A 25,779-nucleotide genomic window follows, 5' to 3' on the forward strand; every position below is an offset into this window, starting at 1 on the left:
AAAAAAGAAACCTCCAGTTGCCGGGACAGCAGTTTTCCATAAAACCGTGTCTTTCAGTTATTTATCTTGCTAAAATTGTACGCCTTTATTGCCATTGGATTGCTTTTTTTGACGGGCCAGTATAAGCAGATTGACAAACCAAGTCAATAATTTTCACAAGCGCAAACACCATTTACCAAACTTGACCCCCCTGTCTTTCGGTGATAAATGAGACCTCAGTTCTATTGCGAGGATCATATTGAAGAAAAACAAACAGGATTCTTTCTGGGGTGGTGTTGTCCGTTCTATGGGGATTGTGTTCGGCGACATCGGTACAAGCCCCATCTATACCCTGACCGTTGTGTTTGCCCTGACCCCGAGAAACCAGGACAGCGTCCTGGGAATTCTTTCCCTCGTTGTCTGGACATTGCTGATCCTGGTCACCGCCGAATATGCCTGGCTGGCCATGAGCCTCGCCTATAAGGGACAAGGCGGAGAAATCATGCTGCGGGAAATTCTGTCGAAAACGCTTAAACCCGGCCGCAAACTGGCCTTCGCGGGATTGCTGGCGTTCATCGGCGTCTCGCTTTTGCTGGGCGACGGCGTCATCACACCGGCCATCACCATCATGTCCGCCGTGGAAGGCATCCTGCTTGTTCCGGGTCTGGGAAATTTGCAAATGGAAATCCTGATTCTGATTGCGCTTGTGATTGCCGTGGGACTTTTTACCGTTCAATCCCGGGGCGTTGATAAAGTCGCCGGGGTCTTCGGACCGGTCATGGCCGTCTGGTTTATTTGTCTGGCGGTGACGGGTCTGGTTTCCGTCGCCACCATGCCGGGAATCCTGAAGGCCGTCAGCCCCTACTATGCCTTTAAATTTCTCTCGGAAAACGGACTGGCGGGATTTTTTGTCCTTTCCGAGGTTATTTTGTGCGCCACGGGCGGCGAAGCCCTGTATGCCGACATGGGCCATTTGGGCAAGAAACCGATTCTGCATGCCTGGTATTTCGTGTTTGTTGCGGTTCTGCTCAACTATATGGGTCAGGGCGTCTTTGCCATCCAGCATCCTGAAGTCAAATCCCTGCTTTTCGGCATGGTCCAGCACCAGGCTTCTTATCTTTACATTCCTTTTCTCCTGCTCACCGTTGTGGCAACCATTATCGCGTCGCAGGCGATCATCAGCGGAACTTTTTCCGTGGTCTACCAGGGCATTACCACAAGGCTCATGCCGCTCATGAGAGTCGCCTACACCTCCAGCGAGATGAAATCACAGATCTACATTCCCGTCGTCAACGGAACATTGATGTGCGCCGTCATCTGCATGATCCTGATCTTCCAGAGATCGGAAAACCTGGCCGCGGCATACGGCATGGCGGTAACCGGATCAATGACCATTACCGGTCTGATGATGATTCTGGTATTTTCAAACATGAAAAGCAAAAGGATGAAATGGAAACTGCCCGTCGCCATCATTGTGACCGGCATTGCTTTTATGTATTTTGTGGCCACCCTGAGCAAGCTGCCCCACGGCGCTTATTGGTCGCTGATCCTGGCCGCCGTCCCCTTAACCCTGATTCTCATCTGGACAAAGGGCCAGAAACACCTGTACGAATCTTTGCGGCCGCTGGATTTTGACACCTTCCGGATCAGTTATGAACAAATCTACGCCAAGGGAAGAAACATTGCCGGCACAGCCCTTTATTTCTGCCGGGGCTACCAGATGATCTCACCCTATATTGTCCACAGCATCTTTCGCAGCAACATTATTTACGAACGGAATGTGCTCATTTCCATCAGCCGTACCGATGAACCCTTCGGCCTGAACATCCAGATGAAACAGGATCTGGCGCCGGGTCTGGAGGCTCTCGAAGTGGAAGCCGGATACCGGGAAATTCTTGATATCGAGGGTCTGATTAAAGAACAGGGCATTCAGGAAAAGGTCATCTTTTACGGGGTGGAGGATATCGTCACGCGCAATCCCATCTGGCGGGTCTTCAGCCTGATCAAACGGGTCACGCCCAATTTCGTGCAGTTCAGCAAGCTGCCGCCCAGCCGGCTGCAGGGGATTGTCACGCGGGTGGAAATGTGATTCCATTCCCAAATCAAGCGCTCCCTTTGTTGGCGTCGTCTGTCGGCTTCCTCAGCGTATATACAATACGCCTCGTCACCTCCTCCTAGCCGCCGCGGTATCATCTTGATTTGGGAATGGAATCAGGACTCTAGCGGCAACGATCCATTTCTCTTTTCCGTGGTCTTCAGCGATTCAAAAACGTCATGGTCAGGACATTGCTGTCGCCTTCACGCCGATAGGCCACCTTGTCGGTCATCTTGCGGATAAAAAACACACCCATGCCGCCGATTCTGCGTTTTGTCAGATCGGATTCCACATCCGGGGCGGCAAGGGACAGCGGATCGAAAGAAACGCCCGCATCGCGGATTTCAATGGTCAGCGACGGATCATCTGAAACCAGACAGCGTATTTCGACCTCTCCCTGATCCCGGGCATAGCCATGCACGAACACATTGACCAGCGCCTCTTCCACAACCAGTTCGATCCGATTCAGAGCGCTCTCGGAAAATCCTCTTTTTTCAGCCTCGGTCCTGATAAAAGTCAGCAACTCGTGCAGGCTTTCCACCCGGGCGGGCATTTGTTTGATCAGCATAGACCATCACTGCGGCTGGACGTTATCGCACGGCGTCTTGTGCCGCTCCGAGGTTGTCGAAGGAGGGGATCAGAGCGATGAATCCCGAAATGGTGAACACGTCTTTCACGTTATCCCGAAGCCTGGCCATACAAAGCTTTCCGTCACGCGCTTTCATTTTCTTAGCGGTGGTAAGAAATACTCTCAGGCCGGCGCTGCTGATGTACTCGAGCCCGTCCAGATCAAAAATCAGCTTTTTTCCCGGTTGTTCAAACCACGAATTGAGCTGCTCTTCCAGTTGAGGAACGGATACGGCGTCCAGTCTGCCTTTAATCGCAAAAACAGAGATATCTGACTCATTGGTGACAACAATTTCCATAAATATACTCCTTTTGTTATGGTTCGAGCTTAAAATACATTCTGATTGTTTAGTATAGAAAGAACATGCTTAGCTGTCAATGAATTTTACTGCGGACGATCAGGTGAAAAATTCCCCTCTCTTTTCGTCCAGCTTTAATTTGGATTTGCAGTGAGTTTATGCTATAGGAATTCAAATATTTTTTAACCTGAGGAGAACCGTAACCCATGATCTATAATGAAGAATTTGAAACACTCCCCCGGGAAGCCCTGGAAGCGCTGCAACTCAAAAGACTGCAACAGGTCGCCTCGCGGCTTTATCATAATGTTGGTTTTTATAAAAAGTCTTTTGACAAAGCGGGCGTCTCGCCGGACCATCTGAAAACGCTTGGCGACCTGAAACGATTCCCTTTTACCACCAAGCAGGATTTGCGGGATAATTATCCTTTCGGATTGTTCGCCACGCCGATGAGCAACGTCGTGCGCCTGCACGCCTCTTCGGGCACCACAGGCGCGTCCACGGTGGTCGGCTATACGAAGCGCGACATTGACACCTGGGCGGAATTGATGGGGCGGTGCTTTGTTGCCGCTGGCCTCACCAAAAACGACATCATCCATAATGCATACGGGTACGGACTGTTCACCGGGGGTTTGGGCGCTCATTACGGAGCGGAGAAAATCGGCGCCAGCGTCATCCCGATGTCCGGGGGCAACACCAAACGGCAGATCACGATTTTGCAGGACTTCGGACCTACGGCCATCTGCTGCACACCTTCTTATGCTTTGAATCTGGCCGAACAGGGACGAGCCATGGGCGTGGATATGCGGGCGCTTAAACTGCGCGTGGGCGTCTTCGGCGCAGAACCCTGGAGTGAACAGATGCGCCAGGAAATTGAAAAAGTGCTGAACCTCACCGCGATGAATATTTACGGCCTGTCCGAAATCATGGGCCCCGGCGTGGCCATGGAGTGCACCGAAGCACGCGACGGCATGCATATCTTTGAAGATCATTTTCTGGTGGAAACCATTAATCCGGAAACGGGCGACGTATTGCCTCCGGGCGAGGAAGGCGAGCTGGTCTTCACAACACTGACCAAGGAAGCCTTTCCGCTGATCCGGTACCGGACTCGCGACATATCCCGTTTGAACCCCGCGCCCTGCCGCTGCGGACGGACGCATTACCGCATGGGCCGCGTCATGGGCCGAAGCGACGACATGCTGATCATCCGCGGCGTCAATGTCTACCCCTCGCAGATCGAAGCCGTGCTGGTGGGCATTGAAGGCCTCGAACCGCATTACCAGCTCATCGTGAACCGGGAAGGCACGCTGGATACGCTGGAGGTTCAGGTGGAGCTTTCGGAAAAACAAGCCGCCAATTTTGACGAGGTCAAGGTGCTGCAAAAGCTGGAGGGGCAGCTGAAGAAAGACATGAAAGACTACCTGGGCATCACCGCCAAAATCAAACTGGTCGAGCCCAAAACCATTCAGCGCTTTGAAGGCAAGGCCAGCCGGGTGATTGATAAGAGAAAGTTGTAGACGGGATTTATGATTTCGATGCCGGATCGGCGATGATAATTCCGGATCCCTGGCTCCAGATCAGCCAGACCTGTTCTTTCAGTTCATAAGGCATGACCATCCCGTCGATAAAAAGGTAATTGAGCAGTTGCACATCCAGAAGCCTGCCATCCGGCAGGCGGATGGCATAACGTGTCACATCGCCGAGAAACGTGCTCTGCTCGATAATGCCGTTGAGACCGTTCTCATGGCTTTCCGGTTCCAGAAGGCTGACCCGGATCTGTTCCGGGCGGACTCCATAAAGAACCCGCTGTCCCGGTTGAAACGGATATAACCCGCGCCGGTGCACCAGCCGCTGCCCGACGATTTCTATTGCGCATTGCTTCCCGGTAGAAACCTTTACCTGCCCTTCAAAAAAATTGATATCGCCCACAAAGTCGGCTGTAAACTGTGTTGACGGACTGTAATACACGTCACTGGGAAGCCCGTATTGTTCGATATGTCCTTCATTGACAATGGCAATCCGGTCGGCCAGTTCGAAGGCCTCCTCCTGATCGTGGGTGACCATCATGGTGGTGATACCCGTCTCCCGGACAATCTTCTTTAATAACTGACGGAGCGCTATCCGGGTCTTGGCGTCCACCGCTCCGAAAGGCTCATCCAGCAAAAGCACCCGGGGTTCATACGCCAGGGCCCGCGCCAGGGCCACCCGCTGCTGCTGCCCACCCGACAACTGCCCGGAGTACCGCAAACCCAGTCCCGGCAATCCCACCAGATCCAGAAGCCTGTCGCTGCGACCCTGCCGTTCCGACAGGGACATGTTTCTGATTTTCAATCCGAACTCGATGTTCTGCGCAATGGTCATATTAGGAAAGATCGAATAATTCTGAAAGACAAATCCGAGGCCGCGCTGCTGCGGGGGCAAATGGGTAATGTCTTTGCCGTTCAACAATACCTGTCCCTCATCGGGTTCGATGAGGCCGGCCACGATGCGCAGGATGGTGCTTTTTCCGCTGCCGCTTGATCCAAGCAGCACCGCCAGTTCACCGTCTTCCACATTGAGCGACACATGATCCACCACGGCATGGCTGCCATATCGTTTACTAATGCTTTCAATAGCAATGGACATTATTCACCTCGACGATTGCAACAAAACAGAAAAGACCCCCCGGCATGGGATTCATCAGGGCGTCCCTTTCCTGCCCGTATGTGCGGCAAAATAAAGGATCACGGAAAAAAGAATGAAGGAAAGAATCGCCAGAACGGTGGCCACGGCATTTGCGGCCTGGATATTGCCGGCTTCAAACTGAGAAAAAATATACAGAGGCGCTGTTTGTGTCCGCAGTCTCAGGTTTCCCGAGACCATAACCGTTGCACCGAATTCTCCCAGCGAGTGGGCAAAGGTCAGCAAAGCGCCGGTGATCAGCCCCCCCTTCAGCGCCGGGAAAACGATATGCCGGAACGCCTGCAAACGGCTGGCGCCCATCGTATAGGCCGCTTCTTCATAGGTTGTTTCCAGCCCGTCCAGCACGGGTTTGAGCGTTCCCAGCATGTAGGGGAAGGTCACGAAGATGTGCGCCAGAAGGACCGCCACGGGCGTGAACATGGGCTGCATCCCCAAGGGTTCCAAAGCCTTCCCGAAAAGACCGATGGGCCCCCACAATAAAAGCAGGGATGTGCCGACCACCACATTGGGAATGGCCACCGGCAGGTTCAGGATAATGCCCAGCTGCTCACGCCCCGGGAAACGGGTTTTGCTGAGGACATAAGCCGCGTAGGTGCCGAGAATGGTGTTGATGACAGCCGTGGCAAAGGCGATGATCAAGCTGAAGCGGATGGCAAAAAGGACATCCACGGTAACCAGCGAGGCGGCAAAATTACCAAGACCTTCCCGCAAAGCAAAGATGAAGACCGAGGTCAATGGCAGGAGCAGAAGCGGCAGCATCACCAGGACCAGAAACCCGGCCGGAAGAATGGCTGCGATCCTTTTATACATGTTGCCCTGTTTCATGGCTTTAACTCCTTGAGGACGCCGTTTTTCCATATTTTATCAATGATCAAATCCCTGGCTTTCTGCCAGCCGCCGAAATCCTCGATCAGGAACGGATCATGAATATGTCCGAATTGCCGATTCACTGCATTCAAACGCTGGTCAACACTGCGAAACCCGTTTTTAACAAAAATACGCTGGGCTTCCTCGCTCCAGAGAAAGTCGGTAAACGCGTCAATGAGCTTCCTTTCCTCATGGGAAACATGGGATTCGATAACGACCACGGTGTGCTCACTGAGAATAGTGCTCCGGGGATAAACGATTTCAAAGGGAGGTGAACCGTTCCCACGGCTCCAGAGCGCATCCTGCTCGTAAGTGACCAGAGCATCGCCAAAGCCGTTGTCAAACTGGGTTTTCGCGGCCCTGCCGCTGCTGGCCTGAATCTTCACGTTGCGCCAGACGCCTTGCAGCATGGACTTGCCGGCATCGGGACCTGCGCCGGCCTGTCTGACGGCCGCCCCGTATTCGGCAACAATGGCCCAGTTGGCCGCCCCCGAGGTGAGCGGGTCCGGATGGACAATGCGGATTCCGGGACGGGCCAGGTCAGCAAAACTCCGTATATTTTTGGGATTGCCGGGCCGGACAACAATCACGAATGGGGTGCGGTTCAGGATACCCTGATGGGGCAATGCTTTCCAGGTTTCGCCGCGGATCACGCCGGCCTTCATGAGCCTCTGGACATCCAGCTCCGTGGAAAGGATGGCAAGCTCCGCAGGGGCGCCCATGATCAACTGGTTCGTGACAGTTCCCGATCCGGCAAATGAGCCGATCAGTTCCACGTCCTGCCCGGTCTGGGCCTTCCATTTTTTTTGAAAGGCGGGAAATACATTTTTGGCGATCACGGATTCGAGAATGGCGAATCCATAGAGAACGATCGTCTGCGGAGGTTTGTTTCCGTGGAACGGCAGCCAGGGATAGATGGTCCAGACAAACAGCGCCAGCACCAGGCAGACCATTACCGTTTTTCGCAGCCGTTGATGATTAGTGTATGTTGCGGGATGAATCGCCATAAGAAAGCTTTATCGTTTTTTCCATTCTCTTAGAATTTCACCCTGCGTTCGCACGCATAAAGTTCATGGATGGCAATCTTGTATTTCATTTCCTGCAGGCACCTCTCCCGTCATTGATCATCATGAAACGATCTCAGCGCGAAGATGAGTGCCGAGGATATATTCTTTGCTGGATGAAACATTGTTTCCCGGGCGGGAAGTATACGAAGAACAATATGGAGTGTCAATAAGATAATGGCCTTCCGTGTTGATTACCGATTGAACGGAAACAGGCCGGCCGCAACCGCTGATGCTTTATTAAAAGTCCCGGTATTGTGAATTACGATTTGAAAGGTGTAACGCGGCAATCAGCCGGAACTGAGCGACCGGCTGCCTTGTTTTGAAAAAACAGATAAGACAGCCCGTGGCTGAAGTGAGCAAATCAGAAAAGATGATTCACGCCGTATGCATCAATACCGCCAGATCATTGATAATCGCCTGGTAGTCCTGATATCTCTCCCCGGGAATTTTTGCCATCATTTTCCCGATCAGATCAGACAGCCCGCGGGAAAGGCCGGGATTTTTTTTCTTCAGCGGAACCAACTCATCGTTTAAGTGTTTAGAGAAAATGGCTTCAACAGAATCTCCTTCAAAGGGAGGCACTCCCGCCAAAACATGGTAAAATGTGGCGGCCAATGAATAGATATCGCTTCGGCAGTCCTGCTGCTGACCCTTAATGCATTCGGGAGACACATAAAGCGGCGATCCAAACCCTTCTGTTTTTTTGTTTGTTCCGTCATTGACGGTGGCAACCCCGAAGTCCAGGACCTTCAATATGCCCTGATCATCGATCATGATATTTTCGGGCTTAATATCCCGATGGACAATCCTTTGCCGGCTGACAAAATCGAGTGTCTGGCACGTGGTCAGGAAGTGTTCCAGGACTTTTGCCGTGTTGAGTTTATCTCGATTCTTGATCATATCCACGAGCGTTCCCCCGCTGATGAACTCCATGGCAAAGTAGAGGACATCGCCCATTTGGTCAATGTGGTATATTTGCGCGATATTGGGATGAGTCAGGCGGGACACCAATCGCGCTTCTTTGACAAACATATCCCGGTAGGACGCGATCGTCGAAAGATTATAAGAGATAATCTTCATGGCCACATTGCGCTCAAGAACGACATCCCATCCTTTAAAAACACCCCCCATGCTGCCGGCGCCGATAAAGGACATCGCCTTATAGTTGCCCAGCTGCTTTCCAATAAGACTATGATAGAATTTAATTTCCAGCGCCTTATCAACTTGCTGCTTTTTGTCCCCCATGCGGGCGGTGATGGCTGCATCATTTGTTTTTTCGATGGACGTTTTATCCGCTTCAGAAGACCTGGCCTGCGTGTCGTTGCGGGTTTTAATGTAATGACAGGCTTCGATCCATTCCCCGGAGGGTTCTACTTTTACGCCAATTTCCGCCGAAAGCTGATGCCCGCTTATTGAAATATGCCTGATGTGACTTTCAATAACGCATGTTCCGCCGGGCAGCGGCATTCTCAGGTAAAGCAGCATGCCGAGTTTGCCGAGGAGGGACGTTTCCATCAGAAGTCCTTCTGCGCTGATATTGGTTATCCGGCCGGGCATCCATAAAACGGCATCGCGGGATATTTCAATGCTGATCATCTGCTTAGGTATTGTTCTTTCGCTGTCCCGCCGCTCTTTTGGCGCCGGAGGGAACTCAGCCTGCCCGGCAAAGGATTCCTGATGCGCTTCCTGGGGTGGCGCAGATATGCTTTCATTGCCGGCCAGGGGCGGCAGCAATTTGCCCATGCGTTTTATTAAAACCATGGAGACCTCTTCATCCGGAGCGTAGGCGATGAAATCCGCAGCTCCCATGTCAAAAGCCTCCAGAACCGTTGAGACCTCCACTTCCAGAGTAACAAAATTAGACGGGACGAAAAATACAAAAGGGATCTTCTTCAAGAGGGAACTGTTCTTGAGAATTCTGAGGAATTGATAGCCGCTGGCATCCGCAAGCTCACTATCGCAGATAATCAGTGCCACTGCATTTTTGGACAGCAAATCCAGGGCATCGCTCATCGTGGTTGCCGTGAGCACCGGGTACCCGGTGCCGAGAAGAGACTGGCAAACCGCAGCCAGAATTTTCTTTTCGCGGTTTACCAAAAGGATGTAGCTTCTAACGTTCATAAATCCCGGTCCGAAAAAATATCCAGTCATATTTTAAATGCATTCCGCAAGCGGTCATCCTGTATATCATATATTTACAAACCTACGGCATGGTCGTTTTCGGTTTGATAAAAACATGCAGGGCAAACGACTGATTTCCCGCTTGAAATATGAGCACGGCGACGGAGGTATGCTGAAAATAACCAATCTGGTGGCCGGGACCGACAACGACCGAAGGCAGCGTAATTTCAAAATGGTAAGGTTTGCCGACAAACTCTTTTTTCGTGGAGCCGCTGATCATGTTGATAATTTCACTGACACCGTCGTGAATCAATTCAGCGTCGATGGAACTCTCATCCGTTCCCATCATTTTTGCGACGATCATTTTTGCCAGATCCCAATAAAAAGTGACGACAAGCGTGCCTTCGGCATTTCCGGAAAGGCCCATGATACCGGAAACATCACCGAATATTCTGATGGCATTGGAGAAATAAACTTTTTTGAAATCCACCTCCAGCGCGGCCATCGTTCTGAGGATATGGCAGGTGTTCTTGATAAAAGGACGCAGATACTCCAGTTCTTCTTCCAGAGGCTCCCGGTTGGGGATTAAATAACCTTTGATAATATGCTTGAAGGCGGGTGACGGGTCCGCCACAGACAGCACTTCCGTTGCGCCTGCGATCATATAGGGTTGCGACGTGATATCCTGCTTCTGACCATGAATAAGAATAATGGGTATATTCTGGAAGTTGCAGGCATACCGCAATTTGCAGATTTGCCGTACAACCTGCTCCTGATTTTTGTCCATCCAGAGAATAATCATGTCACAATCGCTGATGACCATTTCGAGATGAAATTTTTCATATTGAATATTGCAATCTTCGCCTAGCAGGCCCGAAAGTACTTTTTCGATTTTTGGGCTGCAACCAATTCCCAGTATTTTTTTCATAGAAACAACCTCCATTTTCTTTTCATGGTCAATAATTGGGATTGCCTGATGGAAGTCTGAGGCAGGCAGTTATCGATATCGCTTTGCCCGCGCGGCACCCGGTTCCCGATACCGGCGGACAGCGATTTTTATTTTCTTCCCAACACCTGATGAATTGCGTCTATCAGTTGATCCGCGGTAAAGGGTTTGGTGAGATAGTTCTGAGCGCCTGCGCTGATGGCTTCGTTAATTCTGTCGTCTTCAGACTCCGTTGAGACCATCAATACGGGAATCTTCTTAAAACGATCATCAGCCCGCATGCTTTTTATAACATCAATGCCGTTCATGACAGGCATATTCCAGTCGAGAAGCACCAAATTTATATTTTCGTCACCGGCTTCCAGGATATTCAACGCTTCCCTGCCGTTCGCCGCCGGGACAGCCTCAAAACCAATCGATGCGACCGCTTTTACGACAATACCGCGCACTAAACGTGAATCGTCTGCAACGATCAATTTCATGTCTGTTTCCTCCTCGTTTCCGTGAACTGGAATTATATGGATTCCAGATCATACGTACGTGTTAAATCGATCTCGATGCCCCACCTTTCGCCATCCGGCATGGACCTGGTGCGAACAACTTTGCCTATTAAGTTTATTTTCCCCTTGTCTTTCAGGTTAAATGAAACTTTCACCGCCTTACCCTCAGAAAATAATTTTTCCGAAAGAATATAGAAAATGTCCAAAGAGAAATACAATAAATGCACCGGTTCACCTTCAACCTTAACTTCAATCTTGTTTTTTTCATCATCGGGAAGATTGCCTGTATTGAGTTCATATTTGTGTTCTCTGTTCACTTGGAAAACTCTATTATGATTATGGTTATGCGTTGATTCTTTATGAAATATTACCATTTTCCCCGGGCAGCATATGGAAGTCGGCGTATGTGTTCATTGAATATGCCGCCGGTTACTGATTGAAATATTCGATCAACGATGAAGTTTAAGTGGGGTACAAGGCAGCAGAGGCTTACCTGCATTGAAAACATACCTCACACAGTACTCTCCCCTTTCGTCCCGTTCGTGCCATCCGCCAAAGCAAGGCACACGCGGGAAACAGTATTGAGTATCAGAAGAATTGTCAGTGATATGCATCACAGTTAATAAAACTTATTTTGAAAAAAGTCCGACGGGATTATTTTATATCGGCAGGGACCGGGTGAATATGGTTCTGCCTTTTTTAATTTATGCATTGATTGATTATTACCTGAAGTTAATTTTTTATTATCTCAGCAGGAATCGTCCGGCCAGTTTTTCCGGTGCGGGATGAAGACTGGGGCTTTGCTGGACGTTGATCTGCCTCGCCTCGTCCTCGACCTGTGGTTTAACTGTTTCGTAAATTTCGGACAGGCTCTTTTTCCCTTCCTTCAGCGCCAAAAGAAAATAATAGGTAAAAACACCGTGGCCTTTTTCGGGCGACGAGGTGGATATCTGAACGCCCTCTGTCGCTGAGAGCACTGCTAAATTATTTGCCTTGACCGGCGCTTCAGCCATCATCACCAGCGGCCTTGCGCCCTGCGCCAGGACGCTTCTTCCTCCGGAACCGGAAAAGCACGAATCCAGTAAAACGACAATTTGAGCCGCCTTCAATTTGCCAAGTTTCTCATAAAGTCTTTTCAATGAATAGCCCGTGTCATCAAGATAACCCGGGTCGCCGTCAAACGGCACAATATACGCGTCTCCCGTTTTAGGTTCGGGAGCGCCGTGACCTGAATAATAAATAACGACCTGGCTGCCCTTTTTTATTCTGTTCGGGAGCCATGTTTCCACTGTTTTCTTGATATCGGAAAGGCTTGCTTTATCATCAATAAGAAGAGCAATATTCCTCTCCTGATATCCCAGAGCTTTCAGGTAATCCTTCACGATGCCGGCATCGCTTTTGGAATACTCGGATTTGGGTAATCCGCGATAGTTTTCTATTCCGATGACAACGGCAATATCATTTTGTCTCGGCGCCGATTTGAAATCGGGTATTTCGTGGATGTTTACAAACAATTTTTCCTTAACAGCTGATTTCGGGCTATACGAAGGCGTTGCGGTTTTTTTTGCGGCATATTTATTTTTTGCGTCGCGCAGCGCCTGTTTGGCCTTATCCATGCCGTATTTCTTTGCCGTCTCCACCGGCGTATCGCCCTTGTTGTCCTCCTTACCTGCATCCGCGCCATTTTCGATGAGAAGATGGATCATCTCAACATTGCCGTAGCGAGCCGCTTTATGCAAAGGCGTCTCACCATCGTTGTTTTTTGCATTGACATCGGCTCCCTTCTTAATTAGAAATCGTGCCATATCCGTCTTGCCTTCGGCCACCTGATGCAGAAGCGTTTCTCCATATCTGTACCGATCGTTTACATTTGCGCCCCTTTCAATAAAAAAACCGGCTAAATTGGTCTTCTTATGGTAAACTGCATCTTTCAGAGCCTCTTTCTCGTCAACAATCGCACCCTTTTCCATCAAGACTTGCACAACCTCAAGATAACCGTCCATTATTGCAAAACTCACGGGTGTTGAACCCAAGTTGTTTTTCGCACTCACATCTGCGCCTTTTTCGATGAGAAGGCGGACAATATCAGTCTGCCCTTCGCTCGCCGCCTTATGCAAAGGGGTCCAGCCAGTTTTGTCTTTCGCATTGACATCTGCGCCTTTTTCCAGGAGAAAGCGGACAAGATCGATCTTTTTGCTTGAGACCGCGCTGTGCAAAGGCGTTGCGCCGTATTCATTTTTTGCGTCCACCTTGGCGCCCTTTTCAACGAGAAGGCGGGCGATATCAGTCATCCCGGAGAGAGCCGCCGAATGCAAAAGTGTCGAGCGGTCTCCCTCATTCACATTAGCGCCCTTCTCAATCAAGACTCTCATGGTGTTTATATTTTTATGAATAAGCGCCAAATAGAGAGGGGAATGGCCACCTTTCGAATTTACATTTGCACCATTTTCAATGAGGAAACGGGCAATCTCAGCATTATTGTTTTTTGCGGCGTAATCTAAAGGTGTCATGCCGTTCTTGTCTCTCGTGTTAACATCAGCACCTTTTTGAATGAGGAGGCGGGCAACATCGTTCCCCCTCGAGTCTACTGCCAAAATCAGAGGGGTCTTACCATACTTGTCTTTTACGTTTAAATCTGCGCCTTTCTCCGTCAAAATGTTCACGATATCAGTTTTTTTTGTAAATGCCGCCACACGATGCAACGGAGTCCAACCGATATTTTCTTTCGTATTGACATCCGCTCCTTTTTCAATGAGAAAGCGGGCAATGTCTGCTTTTTCATAGACGGTTGCCCAGCATAAAAGACTACAACCAGCCTTGTCTTTTAAGTTTACATCCGCTCCTTTTTCAATGAAGTCGCGCACGTAATTAATATCTCCGCGCTTTACGGCGGATATGGCATCTTCAAGACTCTGTGCACCGGCCTCAATCGTACAGACCGTAATGATTATCAGTAAAAAAGCTGCGAAAACGGATGTGAGTAGTTTCTTCATAAAATACTCCCTTGTTTTTAAATCGCGCCCCCTTCCGGCTTCTTGATCAGTTTCCGGTCTTCTCTCTGATCACTGACATGCCCCAGGGATACTTTTATCATAGGTCGAATCAGAGTTCAGCCATATTTTGATTGCTTCTGATTGAAAGGTCGGATGAATCAGCAAAATAAGAACAACAGCCTTACAGGACGGACGATCCAGTCTTTTATGAAACGCGATGCCAAAGCTTGTCCGAGGCCCCTTTAAGCAGCCGGAGCGGAATTTTGTTCCGCTCCGGCCTTTCATACTTCCGGTCTTCTTGCCCTTAAGCCAAGGTTTGTTTGAACTACATGAAACTTTCTTCGGGGATGTCGATCGCGCTGCGGTCGCCGCACTTCATCGCCTTCTCGTATCCGAAAATATCCGGAACATGATTCATGACATAGAATCTGGCAGTGGCGATTTTGCCCTTGTAGAAATCGGCATCGACGCTGCCATTTTCTTTGAGCTTGGCTGCCGCCATGAGCGCCTGGTCGAGCAGCAGCATGCCGCAATAAACTCTGGCGCCGGCATGCATGGTCCGGGTGGCGTAGAGCTGCTTCATCTGCTTATCGCCTTTCGTCCAGGCGGCATTCATATCCACGATATCCTTGAAAGCCGCCATGGCATCCGCCATCATCGCGAACTCCGCAGCAAATTCATCGGTTTTCTTGCCGGCCACGAAGTCGTCGATTTCTCTCACCCACTTCGCAAACGGTTCGCCGTTTTGCATGGTAAATTTGCGGCCGGTGTAGTCCTGCGCCTGGATGAAGTTGGTGCCTTCCCAGATCCCGTAGATCACGACATCCCGGTAAAGTTCCGCCGGAGCATACTCTTCCGTAAAGCCGTAGCCGCCGTGGCACTGGATGGCATCCCCGGTGGTCAGCCTCGCCATATCGGATGTATAGGCCTTGCACAGCGGGTTGTTGATTGCAAACATGTCATCATAATAGCATCGCTCTTCTTTCGTGGCGGCATCGACGGCCAGATCACGATAGAGATAAGACTTGTAAATCAAAGCCCGGCAGGCTTCCAGAATGGATTTCTGGGACAACAACATGCGGCGGACATCTTCGTGCTCGATGATGCGGACGCTGGGGCCCTTGGGGTTGGTGGAATGTTTGCTCTGCACACGGATTTTGGTGTAATCCAGAGCGGAGTAATAAGCGGAGCCAATGCATCCCAGGGAAAATAAGCCGGTGTTCAGACGTTCTTCGTTCATATAGGCAAACATCTGCTTCATGCCGATGCCGCGGCCGTCCACCACTTCCGCCTCGCCGACCATCCAGCCGTAGCAGTTATCGTTTTCACCCATGGACAGGGTGGCGGTCGTCGATCCGTGAATGCCCAGTTTGTGCTCAATCCCCATGGTGGTGACGTCGTTCCAGGCGCCTAAGGAGCCATCGTCGTTGACCCAGAACTTGGGAACGATAAACAGGGAGATGCCGGCGGTGCCTTCTTTGGCGTCCGGGGTCTTGGCCAGCATCAGGTGGATGATGTTTTCCGCCAGGTCATGGTCGCCCGAAGAAATGAAGCATTTTGTGCCGGTGAGCTTATACTTGCCGGGAACATCCGTGGGAACGGCCCGGCTCTTAACCGCACCGACCTCGGAGCCTGCGCCCGGTTCGGTAAGCCCCATGGTGCCGCCCCATTCACCTGTCCGCAGTTTGGGCATAAACAGGTCCTGCTGTTTTTGGGTGGCGAATTCATGAAGCACGGTGATCGCGCCCTGGGTCAGACACCAGAACATGACGATCGACGGCGACGCCGCGGACTGCATCTCCAGGATCGGAGCATACCAGCACAGCGGTATTTTGCCTTCGCCGCGGTAGCCGAACTGGGGTCCCAGTTCCGCCTCCATAACGGTTTTATAAACATTCTTGAACGAGTCGGGGGTAACAACCGCATGTTCATTGCCGCCAACAAATTTTGCGCCGGGCTCATCGGCATCTTTATTGGCAGGACACATCACGTCGCGGCAGACTTTGAAGTTCACATCGAGGAAACTGTCGATGTCGTCCATCCCGTAGTAATCCTTGTAAGCGTCAAGGCCCAGGAGCTTTTCCACGCCGAGCCATTCTTTGATCTGGAACATGATGTCCCGCGTCTGATACAACCAGTTACTGTGTGCCATGTTCAATTCCTCCTGTTGAAAATTAAAGGCGTAGAATGAAACGAATCATCTTCCCTGTAAGATTCAAAACCCTCTTACCCGATCCGCATACATGCCCCCTGCCAGAGCATTGATTCATGCAAAGCCGTTGTTCATTTACTGCCGTTTAAAAAATATCAACACGTCCACCCTCTTTGCCGTCCGTGCCCCTGCGGTTATTTCCCCTTAAATACCGCGGCGCGCCGTTCGATAAACGATTGCAGACCCTCCCTCATATCTTCACTTTTCATGACCTGGGCCACATCCTGAAACATGACCGCCTTGGCCGCTTCATCCCCCTCCAGAGCGGCTTTACGGCATGACGCCAGCGCTCCCCGAACTCCCAGGGGTGCGGCGCGCGCCACGCTGCGGGCAAGCTCCAGCGCTTTCGTCAGTTGTTGGCCCGGCTCTGTCACTTGCTGCACCAGGCCCAGACGATAAGCTTCCGCCGCGCTCATTTCATCTCCCGTCAGCATGTAACGCTGGGCGTTGGCCCAGCCGATCTCTTTGGGCAGTCGGAGCGTTGCGCCGGCTGCCGGAAAAAACCCGCGTTTGACCTCCAACATGGCAAAACGGGTATCGGCGGCCGCCACCCGGATATCCGTGCTGAGCATCATCTCAAATCCCCAGGTGTAGCAATACCCCTGGGTTGCCATGACAATCGGCTTCGCGCAGCGCCTGTTGCTCATGACGTAAAACGGATCAATTTCGTCATCCCCAATGAAAGGAAACCCTTTGCCTGCGTCAAATGTACCGCCCCAGTCGGTCAGATCCAGGCCGGATGTAAAGTGCGGACCGGCCGCATGGACCAGTCCCACGCGCGCCTCGTCATCCTGATCCAGGCGGAAGTAAGCCCGGCCGATCTCGTGATACATGGCCTGCGTCATGGCATTGTATTTTTCCGGCCGGTTAATTTCAATGAACAGGATGTGATCTTCAATTTTAACGTCGACAGTCATAAAAGCTTCGTTACCTTCAGATACTTTACTGACCGGGAGTATAAGGAAAGGGCCCGCGCGTGTCAACGCAATATTGCTGTCGTTTTCAACATCTCTCCGGCGTATTCGGTAATTCTATTGATTACGATTATTTACAACGGATTAAGGGGCAGGATACGCTGCTTATTCTTGCTTCCAAACCACCCGCCTGTTCTGATGACGCGGTTTACTATTTCAACAATACGTTTTCCCGCAGGGTTTGCCGCTAAAAGTCCGTCTGCTCCATAACGGTCATGGCTGCCGGTTTTTGAAAAGATGAACCGACCGTGCCCGCTTTCATGGAAAAGCCGGATGTTCTTCCCGCATCGTTCTGCTCCGTCTTGAAAATGGTCATGACACAGGCGAGATTTTCCGCATTGCCGGCGGTCTGCTGCGTGGTGACATTCATTTCGGCAATAGCCCGGTTGACCTGATCAATACCCTGGGATTGTTCTTTCGAAGCGGCGGCGATCTCGCTCATCAGATCGACTACTTTATTGGCGCTGCCGGTGACCTGACTGAAGGCTGTGCTCGTCGCCGTGACCAGATTTTCACCATTTTTCACTTTGCGGACAATATCGCCGATCAGATCGGAGGATCCTTTTGCCGATTGCGTGGCTCGCATGGCCAGATTCCGCACTTCATCGGCCACGACGGCAAAGCCCGCTCCGGCTTCTCCGGCGCGCGCCGCTTCCACGGAGGCATTGAGCGCCAGCAGATTGGTCTGAAACGCAATCTCGTCAATGCTTTTGACAATCTTCTGGGTCTGTTCGCTGGCCTTGGCGATTTCGATCATGGACTGCTTCAGTCCCCCCATGGATTCATTCGCCTTATTAATGGCGTCGCGCGCGGAAAGCATCAGCTGGTTGGCCGCTTCCGTATTTGCCGCATTCTGGCGGGTCATCGAGGCGATTTCATCCAGAGACGCGGAGGTTTCTTCAATGGCCGCGGCTTCCTGGGAGGCCGAATCCGACAGCCCGCCGGATATTTGCATCGCCTGCCCCACGGCATGATTCATTTTACTGCGCATGGTGTTGACGGACTCAACAAGAGCGCCAATTTCATCGTTTTGTTTCAATTCAATTTTCTGAGTAAGATCACCGTCGGCTAATTGTTTTACAACATGGATCGTCCGATTGATCGGTTTTAAAACGATGCGGGTTACTAAAATACTGACGGCAAAAGACAGAACGACCGCAATGGCTACAACCACCAGAAAAATCATCACGGTTATATTAAAAGACGCAACTGCGGCGTCATATTTTTTCTTGCTGGATTTATCTTCGAATATCAGCAGGTCTTTAAGAAACTTATTCAAGTCCTTATACAGGTTATCGGTCGCGGTCATAATCTGAATGGCCATGTCCGGACTAACGGCAGCCGCATTAAAAATGCCCAAAACGCTTTTCTGATATTCGATCAGATGATCGGAAGCGGATTGAAAATATTTTTTCTCCTCCGGAGTGAGCGAACCGGATCCAAGCTGCTTCTTGATAAGCTCAACATCTTCCGTCAAAAGATCTTTCTGTTGTTTGATTTCCCGGGCAATCTCTTCCGCGCTGTAATTGGTTTTCATCCAGTTGAGAATCCGGGAAAGGTTCCCGTGAACACTGGACACATCGTTTTGGATCCTGGCGCTGTTCTGATATTGTTTAAATCTGTTGTTGTAAATATCATCCAGCGCGTCCCTTTGCAGGGCAAGGCTGAAATAAGTGCCGATGGACAGGAGAATTAGAAAAAAAAGAACAACAACCGGCGCCACCAGCATTTTCTTTGCCAGCTTTAAATTATTAAAATAATCGCTCATGCAGGCCCCTCATGATTCAGGATAAATGTGATGAAAAAGGAGAAATCACCGGCAGGAAAAAAGATTCAACAGCCTTCGGACGGGAAAATTGCTTCCTGCCGGTGAAAGAAAAGGTCATACTATTTAATTCCAGCCCCGCGCTCCCTGCTTTCGCAAGGCGTTGACAAACCGCAATTTATTCTCATCATTGCAGCCCGGCCGGAAACGACAAACCATGTTATTGGGTTCCTTCATAAAACGTTATCATGTCGACCTTGCCGAATTTCGAACCACAGTCCACAACCGTGGCAATCAAGGTGCGCGCTTCGGCTTTTTTCAGTTTCGGATTGAACCACCGGTAGCCGACCTCCGCATATCCGCTCTTCTGGCACTTCTCAATACACTCTTTGATGAAGGTTTTGCCGTCCGCGTCTTTAACAGCCATGGTATTCGTTCCGGTCATGACAGGCACCCTGCCGTGAGCCAGGGTTGTGCCTTTCCAGTCTCCGGCCGCCGAGAAGGCGTTGGCGTAAGTCGTGTTCCAGATACTCTTAACATTGTTTATTTCCGCAAAAGATTTTTCACAGCCGGCCTCGCCTGCGTAAGCAACCAGTTTCTTGTTGAACTCCTTCGCCTGGGCCAGCGTGGCCTTTTTCTCCTGTGCTGAAGCATTGCCGGCGGGCAGCATGAAAACCAGCGCCATGACCATCAAAAAAAACACCGTACCCCTCGTTGTTGTTTTCATTTTGAATCTCCTTTTCTTTGAAATCCTCTATTTCATTATTTTAAACTGAAAGGCATCCATTTTGTCTTTCAGCCTCACCTTCATCTCCCCGGAATCCCGCTGAACAGCCATCTTCGTTTGCGGCAGACCGGAGCATTCACCTCTGCCTTATTGGCAGGCTAAAGAAAGCATCTTCACCCTCCGCCTGGCAGAAAGAAGGGGAAGAAAGAGGGCGAAGACGTTCTTTCTGTTTTTACCAGGAATTTCGGTGACGGCGATCCCTGCTTACGCCTTCGCCTTTTGCGCCATTTTCTTCATGATGTTGGTTACGACCAGTTCGGTCATCAGCTTTCGTCCGGCCGCCTGGGCCGGGGCGAATCGCCTGACAAAATCAATCTCCTCTTCCGTCGGATGATCCGTCTCTGAAACATTGGGCGATATTTTCAGGTCCCAGGGGACATCTTTCTTCACATCTTCAATGCGAACGCGCGGATGAATCTGGGCAAGATACAACTCCTTGCTCACGGGATCGAACCGGAAAACCCCCTTGGTGGTCAGGAGCATGGACGGACCGCTGCCCTTGGGGTAGCGTCCGGTTTTTTCCCGGCTGTCGCCGCCTTCCAGATAACCGGGAGAGGTGACGTAATCGAGCTTGTTGACGAACTCGCCGCCCAACATGGTCAGGACCGTTCTTTTCGCGTAGGAAAGAAAATCCGCCGCCCCGCCCGAGCCGGGCAGGCGCATGGTCGGCTTGTCATAATCGCCGATCACCGTGGTATTGAGATTGCCGAACTTGTCGATCTGGGCCACACCGAGGAAACAGACATCCACAAATCCGCGGTAGGTCATCGTGAAGGCGGAAAAGAGATCCGTGGCATAAGCAAACCCGCGCAGGGCGTTGGCGTCGGCAATATGATTAAGGGGCAACAGCGGTTCAAAATCAAAGATGCCTGATTCCATGATCAGCGTAGCATGGGGGGCATAAATGGCTTTGGCCAGAGCACCGGCCGTGGTCGGAAGCCCGACGCCCAAAACCACGTTTTCATAATCACGAATTTCCTTTGCGACGGTAATAATCAGCAGCTCTTCCAATGTATATGCCTTACTCATAAAGCGCCCCCTTCTCTTTCAGGAACTTTTCAAATTCTTCTATCGTCACACCCATGTTTCTTTCCCGCCCTTCGTTATCCCAAATGGAGGTAAACGCGGCCCCGTAATTTGCCGGAGCGGAATAAAACGCCTTCGCCCGGATGCCGTCCAGGGTTCCACTGCCGAATTTTTGCGCATAGTGATCGATATAAGCTTCACGGTCCTTGCAGCCGAAAACCCATTCATCCATCCAGGCTTTCATGGCTTTTTCTTCTCCACAGGACATGGCAAACAGGCTGAACATGAAGCGATCCAGATTATAGTAGCCGATGACTTCCGTCGGGTTGGCGCCCCAGGGGATTTCCACCACCGCATCGACCCGGTACGCGGGGATCAGCGTCAGATGGGGGCTGGACACGATGACGTCGTGTTCGACAATTTCTTCACACGAAACAATAATTCTCTTGCTCGCGAGAGCCGCGGCGGCGACGCTTCCGAGCGCTCCCCAATACTGGGCATTCCCGTATTTATCCGCGCGCTGCACATGAACGATGCACACATCGGGATTGGCCGCCGGAACAGTGAGAATTTCCTTGCCGCTATAGGGACACGCCATGACCCGGTATTTATCTTCACCCATGAAGGTGCGTTTCCGGAACAAATCGGTATCAATGGCCCCTTCCAGAACCGGAATAAACGTAAAGCCGTGCATGCCCGCCACCAGCCTTGCGTTGTATTGAAAATTTGTGTAGTCCTCCATTTGCAGCGACTGGGCCTTAAGGGCGCGCTCTACGGCGGACCCGCCGGACCTGCCGCCGCCCCGATAAACATACGTGCTTACCAGGCGCTCCACGCAGCCTGCTTCCACCAGGACTTCTACATCGATAACGCCGGATTGCGAATACACGGTTAATTTCTTTTTCTGCTGGCGGGCAACCTCGTAAACAAGCGCCATGGAAGCGGCAACCGTATAGTTCCCCAGAATCAGACTGCAACCGTCATAAACATATTTGCCGATTGCTTCTTTAGCACTCATGATTTTGTTTCGTTCTTCAGACATAAAAACCTCCCTGCATAAATACGTCTCCTTCTAATGATGATCGTTTCATCCCGCTTTTTGCGGGGCGATAGTTAATTCTCCGGCAGATGGCATCCTTTAGTAAATGGCGATTCCGATGGGAATCACGACTACCAGCGCCGCAAGCGTTGCAAGAATGTGCGTAAAAAATACATGCTTGTAAGAATTCATGTGCGTCAGTCCGGCTACGGCGAGAAAGGTGATAATCACACCGTTATGCGGCATGGCGTCAAAACATCCCGCAGACATGGTCGCCACCCGATGGATCAGTTCGGGAGGAAGTCCCAAACCCACGTACTGTTTCGCCAGGGTCTCCAGAACAATGCCCAGACCGCCGGATGCCGAACCGGTGATGGCGGCCATGACATTGGTGGCAATGGACAAAGACACAATAGGATGCATCGGCAGCGTCATCAGCCACGCCGTGACCACTTTGAAACCGGCCGTTGCGGCAACAGCCATACCGTAACCCACATCAGCGCAGGTATTGACGATGGGGATCACCGTATTCAGGGCGCCTTTGTTGAGCGTATCCAGAATATTGGCGAACTTCTTCCAGAAAAAAGCAAGACAGACAACGGTTCCGCCGGTCAGAGCCCAGACGGCATCCAGCTTGAATATATTCAGCATGACAATAACAACCACCATGGGAATGATGCTCAGCCAGACATTGGGAAGATTCTCCGCCGTCGCCGATGCGCCTTCACCACTCGCCACGCCGATACCCGCAGGCGCGACATATCCCTCGCCACGGGCCTGGTATCTTTTGATTTGAATTTTCGCATAGACGTAGGTGAAAACAAAAACGATGACCGATGCGATGATGCCGATCAGAGGCGCAGCCATCGGGGTCGAAGCCATGTATTTTGTGGGCATGATGTTAAGAATCTGGGGCGAACCGGGCAGCATGGTCATCGTGATGGAGCCGATTCCCAGGGCAAAAGAGATGGCAAAGAGATGCCAGGGCATATTCAATTCGCGCCACATCGGCCTCGCGATGGGAATCAGCGCAAAGACAACGACAAAGAGACTCACGCCGCCGTAGGTGAGAACCAGGCCGATAAAACCGGCCGCCATAATGGCCGCCATGGGATTGTTGCGCCCGATGAGTTTCAGGATACCTTCGGCCATGGCTCTGGCGGCGCCGCTGTCCTCCATAAATTTGCCGAAGATGGAACCGGCCAGAAAGAGCAGATAAAATTTCCCGGCGTAGCTGATGAACCCCTTCATATAAGGCCCGGTCAGTGTGGGCAAAACGTCCATGCTGGAAAAAAGAGCCACGACGATAGCCGCGAGCGGCGCAATCACGATGATGTGCCATCCCCTTAAAGCCATCACAATGATCATGATCAATGAAATAATTATTCCGATAATACTCCAATCCATTCCATACCCTCCTCATTAGCTGAATTCGGCGAACGCTTTTTTCGCCTGATCCGCACTTAGGATATGTCAGGGAAAGTAACAATTGGGGCGAAGCCCCATACAGGGGGAGGCAGACCCCACTTTTATATGGGGGGAGACCCTACCGTCATCAACGGTCATTGGAAGGTGTTCAGAATAAATCGAGATATGGCTGCGGCGAATTTACGGCTCGTCCCGCTTAAGCGGGATTAAAGAAAGGCTAGTCGCTCCAAAGCTCCGGGTCCACGACCCCGACCTTGATGGCATATTTCAGAAGCTCAAACCGGTCGTGGATATCGAGTTTTTTCATAAGGCTGGTGCGGTGTTTTTCAACTGTTTTTGGACTGATAAAGAGAAGATCAGCGATCTTACCCGTGGAGTGCCCCTGAGCAACCAGACGAAAAACCTGCTGTTCCCGCTCCGTCAGCAGATCATAACCGCTGATGGACGGAGCGCTCCCTTGGCCTTTGACATATTTCTGGATGACTTCCGCTTTCAGCTTGGAACTGAGGAAATACTCCCCCCGGTGGGCCATCCGGATCGCCTTGAGAATATCCGAACTGGGAGACGCCTTGAGGACGTAGCCCAGCACACCGGAGGACAAAAGCTCTCTGACACAGCTTTCTTTCCCATGCATGGAAAATATGACAATCCGCGTCTTCGGCACCGTGTCGCGAACAAGATTGGCAACTTCCAATCCCGTGATATTCGGCATCGTGATATCGAGGAGCACAACATCGGGATGAAGCCCTTTGATCTTTTCCAACGCTTCCGCGCCGTCCCCGGCCTCGCCGATCACTTCCATATCCGGCTGGCTGTTCAGAAACTGTTTCAGGCCTTCCCGCACAATGCTGTGGTCGTCGGTTACCAACACGCGAATCTTTTTCATGATGTTTTCCTTCCGTTAAACCGGAATCTCCGCCCGGATGGTCGTTCCTTTGCCCGGCAGCGAAGATATTTCAAAAGACCCGCCCAGGGATACCGCCCGCTCCCTCATGGTGAGGAGTCCGATGCCCTCGCCTTCCCTGCGCTTTTTTCTTTCCCGGCCTGACTCGTTTTGTCCCACCCCGTTGTCCCGAACGGCTAGAATAACATGGGGATGGGAGTAGGTGAGCATGATATCGACCGAGGTTGCCCGCGCATGTTTGGCAATGTTCGTCAGGCTTTCCTGAACGATCCGGTAAATAGCCAGTTCGATTTCGGGATTCAACCGCTTCTTGAGACCAAGCGCCTTGAACTCAACGTGAATGCCCGGCTGGTTGGCTTGGAATTTCTCGATATGTCTGGTCAGGGCGGGGATCAGAACCATCATGTCCAGAATATCCGGACGAAGGTAAGAGGTGGTCTTGCGCACGATATCGGCTAACATTTCCACATTCCGCACCAGTTTTTCATAACGCTGTTTTTGCGCGATGTCATGGGAAGGAGCGATCTTCCGCAAAGAATCCAGGTCAAAATGCATCGCCGTAAGGATTTGTCCCACATCATCATGGAGATCGCCCGCAAACATCTTTCTTTCCTCTTCCCGAACCTTTACCAGGCGCCGGGACAACTGGCGTATTTCCTCTTCGGCCTTTTTGCTCTTCGTGATATCGATAAAATTAGCGACGACCGACGGCTTTCCCATATACATGGCATGCGTCGCCCGTAGCTCGACCCAATGGATTGTTTTCCCGTCTTTTTCTAAAATTCGAAACGAATAATGTTCAGGCGTCAGCTGCCCTTTTTCACGCATCAGGCCGCGCTCTTTAACGATGGCCCGGTCTTCCGGGTGAACGAATTCCCAAAAATATTTTCCCAGGAGATCGTCAGGCCTGTCGTAGCCGGCCAAATCGGCACAGCGTTGATTGGCAAACAGAAAACGGCCGTCCTGATGGACGAGAATGGCTGAAAGGGAATTCTCGACAACCGTGCGGTACTTCTCCTCCGATTCTTTGAGCGCCCGCTCGGCCAGCTTCCTGTCTGTAATGTCAACGATAAACCCTTCATAACCGATAATCTTTCCCACGGCTGTTTGACGGACAAAACCGGTGACCCGGACATCGAAGATCTTTTTATCGATCCGGCGAAACTGCGTTTCAAAGTCCTGAATGAATCCCTGATCGGCGATAAGGTCCTGAAAGCGCTTTCTGTCGTCCGGATCGGCATAGAAGGAGCGAATGGAAATCTTACCGATGAACTCCTCCCGCGATTCACCGCCCAGCATGGCAACGCCTGCTGAATTAATGTCCAGAAAAATACCGTCATAATTGGTTACGTAAACAAGGACGGGAGACTTCTCAAAAATGTGTCTGATCCATTTCTGGGGAACCTTGTGAACGTTTTGTTGCGGCTGATTTGATTTCATTTTCTTATTATCCATCATGATCCGTCAGGTA

General features: G+C 51.1%; 24 protein-coding genes. 4 read left to right on the forward strand and 20 right to left on the reverse strand.

Features of this window, described 5'->3' with window-relative positions; genetic code table 11:
* Positions 1-238 precede the first annotated feature (238 nt).
* Positions 239-2,068: a potassium transporter Kup gene (locus CVU71_09640; protein PKN19032.1), complete on the forward strand. Its 1,830-nt coding sequence runs from the start codon at positions 239-241 to the stop codon at positions 2,066-2,068.
* A 166-nt stretch (positions 2,069-2,234) separates the two neighbouring features.
* Here CVU71_09640 and CVU71_09645 read toward each other — a convergent pair whose 3' ends face one another.
* Together CVU71_09645 and CVU71_09650 are read right to left on the reverse strand one after the other, a co-directional pair.
* On the reverse strand, positions 2,235-2,642 hold the full coding sequence (locus CVU71_09645; GenBank protein PKN19033.1) for an ATP-binding protein: 408 nt from the start codon (positions 2,640-2,642) through the stop codon (positions 2,235-2,237).
* A gap of 22 nt (positions 2,643-2,664) precedes the next feature.
* Entirely contained in the window at positions 2,665-3,000 is a 336-nt protein-coding gene (locus CVU71_09650; GenBank protein PKN19034.1) for an anti-sigma factor antagonist, read from the reverse strand.
* A gap of 206 nt (positions 3,001-3,206) precedes the next feature.
* Between CVU71_09650 and CVU71_09655 the strand changes: the two genes are divergently transcribed.
* Entirely contained in the window at positions 3,207-4,514 is a 1,308-nt protein-coding gene (locus tag CVU71_09655) for a phenylacetate--CoA ligase (protein PKN19035.1), read from the forward strand.
* A 7-nt stretch (positions 4,515-4,521) separates the two neighbouring features.
* On the opposite strand, the gene CVU71_09660 is transcribed toward CVU71_09655, so the two are convergent.
* The 7 genes from CVU71_09660 to CVU71_09690 form a co-directional block, all read right to left on the reverse strand.
* Positions 4,522-5,622, reverse strand: coding sequence for a polyamine ABC transporter ATP-binding protein (locus CVU71_09660; GenBank protein PKN19036.1), 1,101 nt, complete (start codon positions 5,620-5,622; stop codon positions 4,522-4,524).
* Positions 5,623-5,676: 54 nt separating this feature from the next.
* Positions 5,677-6,537: a hypothetical protein gene (locus tag CVU71_09665; GenBank protein ID PKN19037.1), complete on the reverse strand. Its 861-nt coding sequence runs from the start codon at positions 6,535-6,537 to the stop codon at positions 5,677-5,679.
* Complete coding sequence (locus CVU71_09670) at positions 6,501-7,553, reverse strand: sulfate ABC transporter substrate-binding protein (GenBank protein ID PKN19038.1); 1,053 nt, start codon at positions 7,551-7,553, stop codon at positions 6,501-6,503. Before CVU71_09670 ends, CVU71_09665 begins: the two co-directional genes overlap by 37 nt.
* Before the next feature lie 435 nt (positions 7,554-7,988).
* On the reverse strand, positions 7,989-9,764 hold the full coding sequence (locus tag CVU71_09675) for a hypothetical protein (GenBank protein ID PKN19039.1): 1,776 nt from the start codon (positions 9,762-9,764) through the stop codon (positions 7,989-7,991).
* Positions 9,765-9,816: 52 nt separating this feature from the next.
* Positions 9,817-10,677 (reverse strand): hypothetical protein, encoded by an 861-nt coding sequence (locus CVU71_09680; GenBank protein PKN19040.1) that lies wholly within the window; start codon positions 10,675-10,677, stop codon positions 9,817-9,819.
* A 113-nt stretch (positions 10,678-10,790) separates the two neighbouring features.
* Positions 10,791-11,162 (reverse strand): response regulator, encoded by a 372-nt coding sequence (locus CVU71_09685; GenBank protein ID PKN19041.1) that lies wholly within the window; start codon positions 11,160-11,162, stop codon positions 10,791-10,793.
* A 32-nt stretch (positions 11,163-11,194) separates the two neighbouring features.
* Complete coding sequence (locus tag CVU71_09690) at positions 11,195-11,497, reverse strand: PilZ domain-containing protein (GenBank protein ID PKN19042.1); 303 nt, start codon at positions 11,495-11,497, stop codon at positions 11,195-11,197.
* 286 nt (positions 11,498-11,783) lie between these two features.
* Here CVU71_09690 and CVU71_09695 point away from each other — a divergent pair, with 286 nt between their 5' ends.
* Positions 11,784-11,969, forward strand: a complete 186-nt coding sequence (locus CVU71_09695; protein ID PKN19043.1) for a hypothetical protein — start codon at positions 11,784-11,786, stop codon at positions 11,967-11,969.
* On the opposite strand, the gene CVU71_09700 is transcribed toward CVU71_09695, so the two are convergent.
* From CVU71_09700 to CVU71_09715, 4 genes are all read right to left on the reverse strand, one after another.
* Positions 11,924-14,173, reverse strand: coding sequence for a hypothetical protein (locus CVU71_09700; GenBank protein PKN19044.1), 2,250 nt, complete (start codon positions 14,171-14,173; stop codon positions 11,924-11,926). The two genes, CVU71_09695 and CVU71_09700, sit on opposite strands and share 46 nt — an antisense overlap.
* 69 nt (positions 14,174-14,242) lie before the next feature.
* Positions 14,243-14,458, reverse strand: a complete 216-nt coding sequence (locus CVU71_09705) for a hypothetical protein (protein PKN19045.1) — start codon at positions 14,456-14,458, stop codon at positions 14,243-14,245.
* Positions 14,459-14,498: 40 nt separating this feature from the next.
* Positions 14,499-16,325 (reverse strand): acyl-CoA dehydrogenase, encoded by a 1,827-nt coding sequence (locus CVU71_09710; protein PKN19046.1) that lies wholly within the window; start codon positions 16,323-16,325, stop codon positions 14,499-14,501.
* 194 nt (positions 16,326-16,519) lie between these two features.
* Complete coding sequence (locus CVU71_09715; protein ID PKN19047.1) at positions 16,520-17,302, reverse strand: enoyl-CoA hydratase; 783 nt, start codon at positions 17,300-17,302, stop codon at positions 16,520-16,522.
* 59 nt (positions 17,303-17,361) lie between these two features.
* Between CVU71_09715 and CVU71_09720 the strand changes: the two genes are divergently transcribed.
* Positions 17,362-17,550, forward strand: coding sequence for a hypothetical protein (locus CVU71_09720; GenBank protein ID PKN19048.1), 189 nt, complete (start codon positions 17,362-17,364; stop codon positions 17,548-17,550).
* Here CVU71_09720 and CVU71_09725 read toward each other — a convergent pair.
* The 7 genes from CVU71_09725 to CVU71_09755 all read right to left on the reverse strand — a co-directional run bounded on the left by CVU71_09725 (position 17,547) and on the right by CVU71_09755 (position 25,766).
* A complete protein-coding gene (locus CVU71_09725; GenBank protein ID PKN19049.1) occupies positions 17,547-19,127 on the reverse strand; it encodes a hypothetical protein in 1,581 nt (526 codons plus the stop codon). The two genes, CVU71_09720 and CVU71_09725, sit on opposite strands and share 4 nt — an antisense overlap.
* Before the next feature lie 217 nt (positions 19,128-19,344).
* Positions 19,345-19,851 (reverse strand): histidine kinase, encoded by a 507-nt coding sequence (locus tag CVU71_09730; protein PKN19050.1) that lies wholly within the window; start codon positions 19,849-19,851, stop codon positions 19,345-19,347.
* Positions 19,852-20,115: 264 nt separating this feature from the next.
* Positions 20,116-20,940, reverse strand: a complete 825-nt coding sequence (locus tag CVU71_09735; GenBank protein PKN19051.1) for a glutaconate CoA-transferase — start codon at positions 20,938-20,940, stop codon at positions 20,116-20,118.
* Positions 20,933-21,979, reverse strand: coding sequence for a hypothetical protein (locus tag CVU71_09740; protein PKN19052.1), 1,047 nt, complete (start codon positions 21,977-21,979; stop codon positions 20,933-20,935). Before CVU71_09740 ends, CVU71_09735 begins: the two co-directional genes overlap by 8 nt.
* Before the next feature lie 96 nt (positions 21,980-22,075).
* Positions 22,076-23,383 carry a citrate transporter gene (locus tag CVU71_09745; protein PKN19053.1) on the reverse strand — a complete coding sequence of 436 codons (1,308 nt, stop codon included), beginning with the start codon at positions 23,381-23,383 and terminating at the stop codon, positions 22,076-22,078.
* Between the two features lie 238 nt (positions 23,384-23,621).
* The gene (locus CVU71_09750) at positions 23,622-24,290 is read right to left on the reverse strand and encodes a DNA-binding response regulator (protein PKN19054.1); all 669 of its coding nucleotides are present in this window, start codon (positions 24,288-24,290) and stop codon (positions 23,622-23,624) included.
* Between the two features lie 15 nt (positions 24,291-24,305).
* A complete protein-coding gene (locus tag CVU71_09755) occupies positions 24,306-25,766 on the reverse strand; it encodes a hypothetical protein (protein ID PKN19055.1) in 1,461 nt (486 codons plus the stop codon).
* Positions 25,767-25,779: the final 13 nt, after the last annotated feature.

This window comes from Deltaproteobacteria bacterium HGW-Deltaproteobacteria-6 (genome assembly GCA_002840435.1).
GTDB lineage: Bacteria > Desulfobacterota > Syntrophia > Syntrophales > Smithellaceae > UBA8904.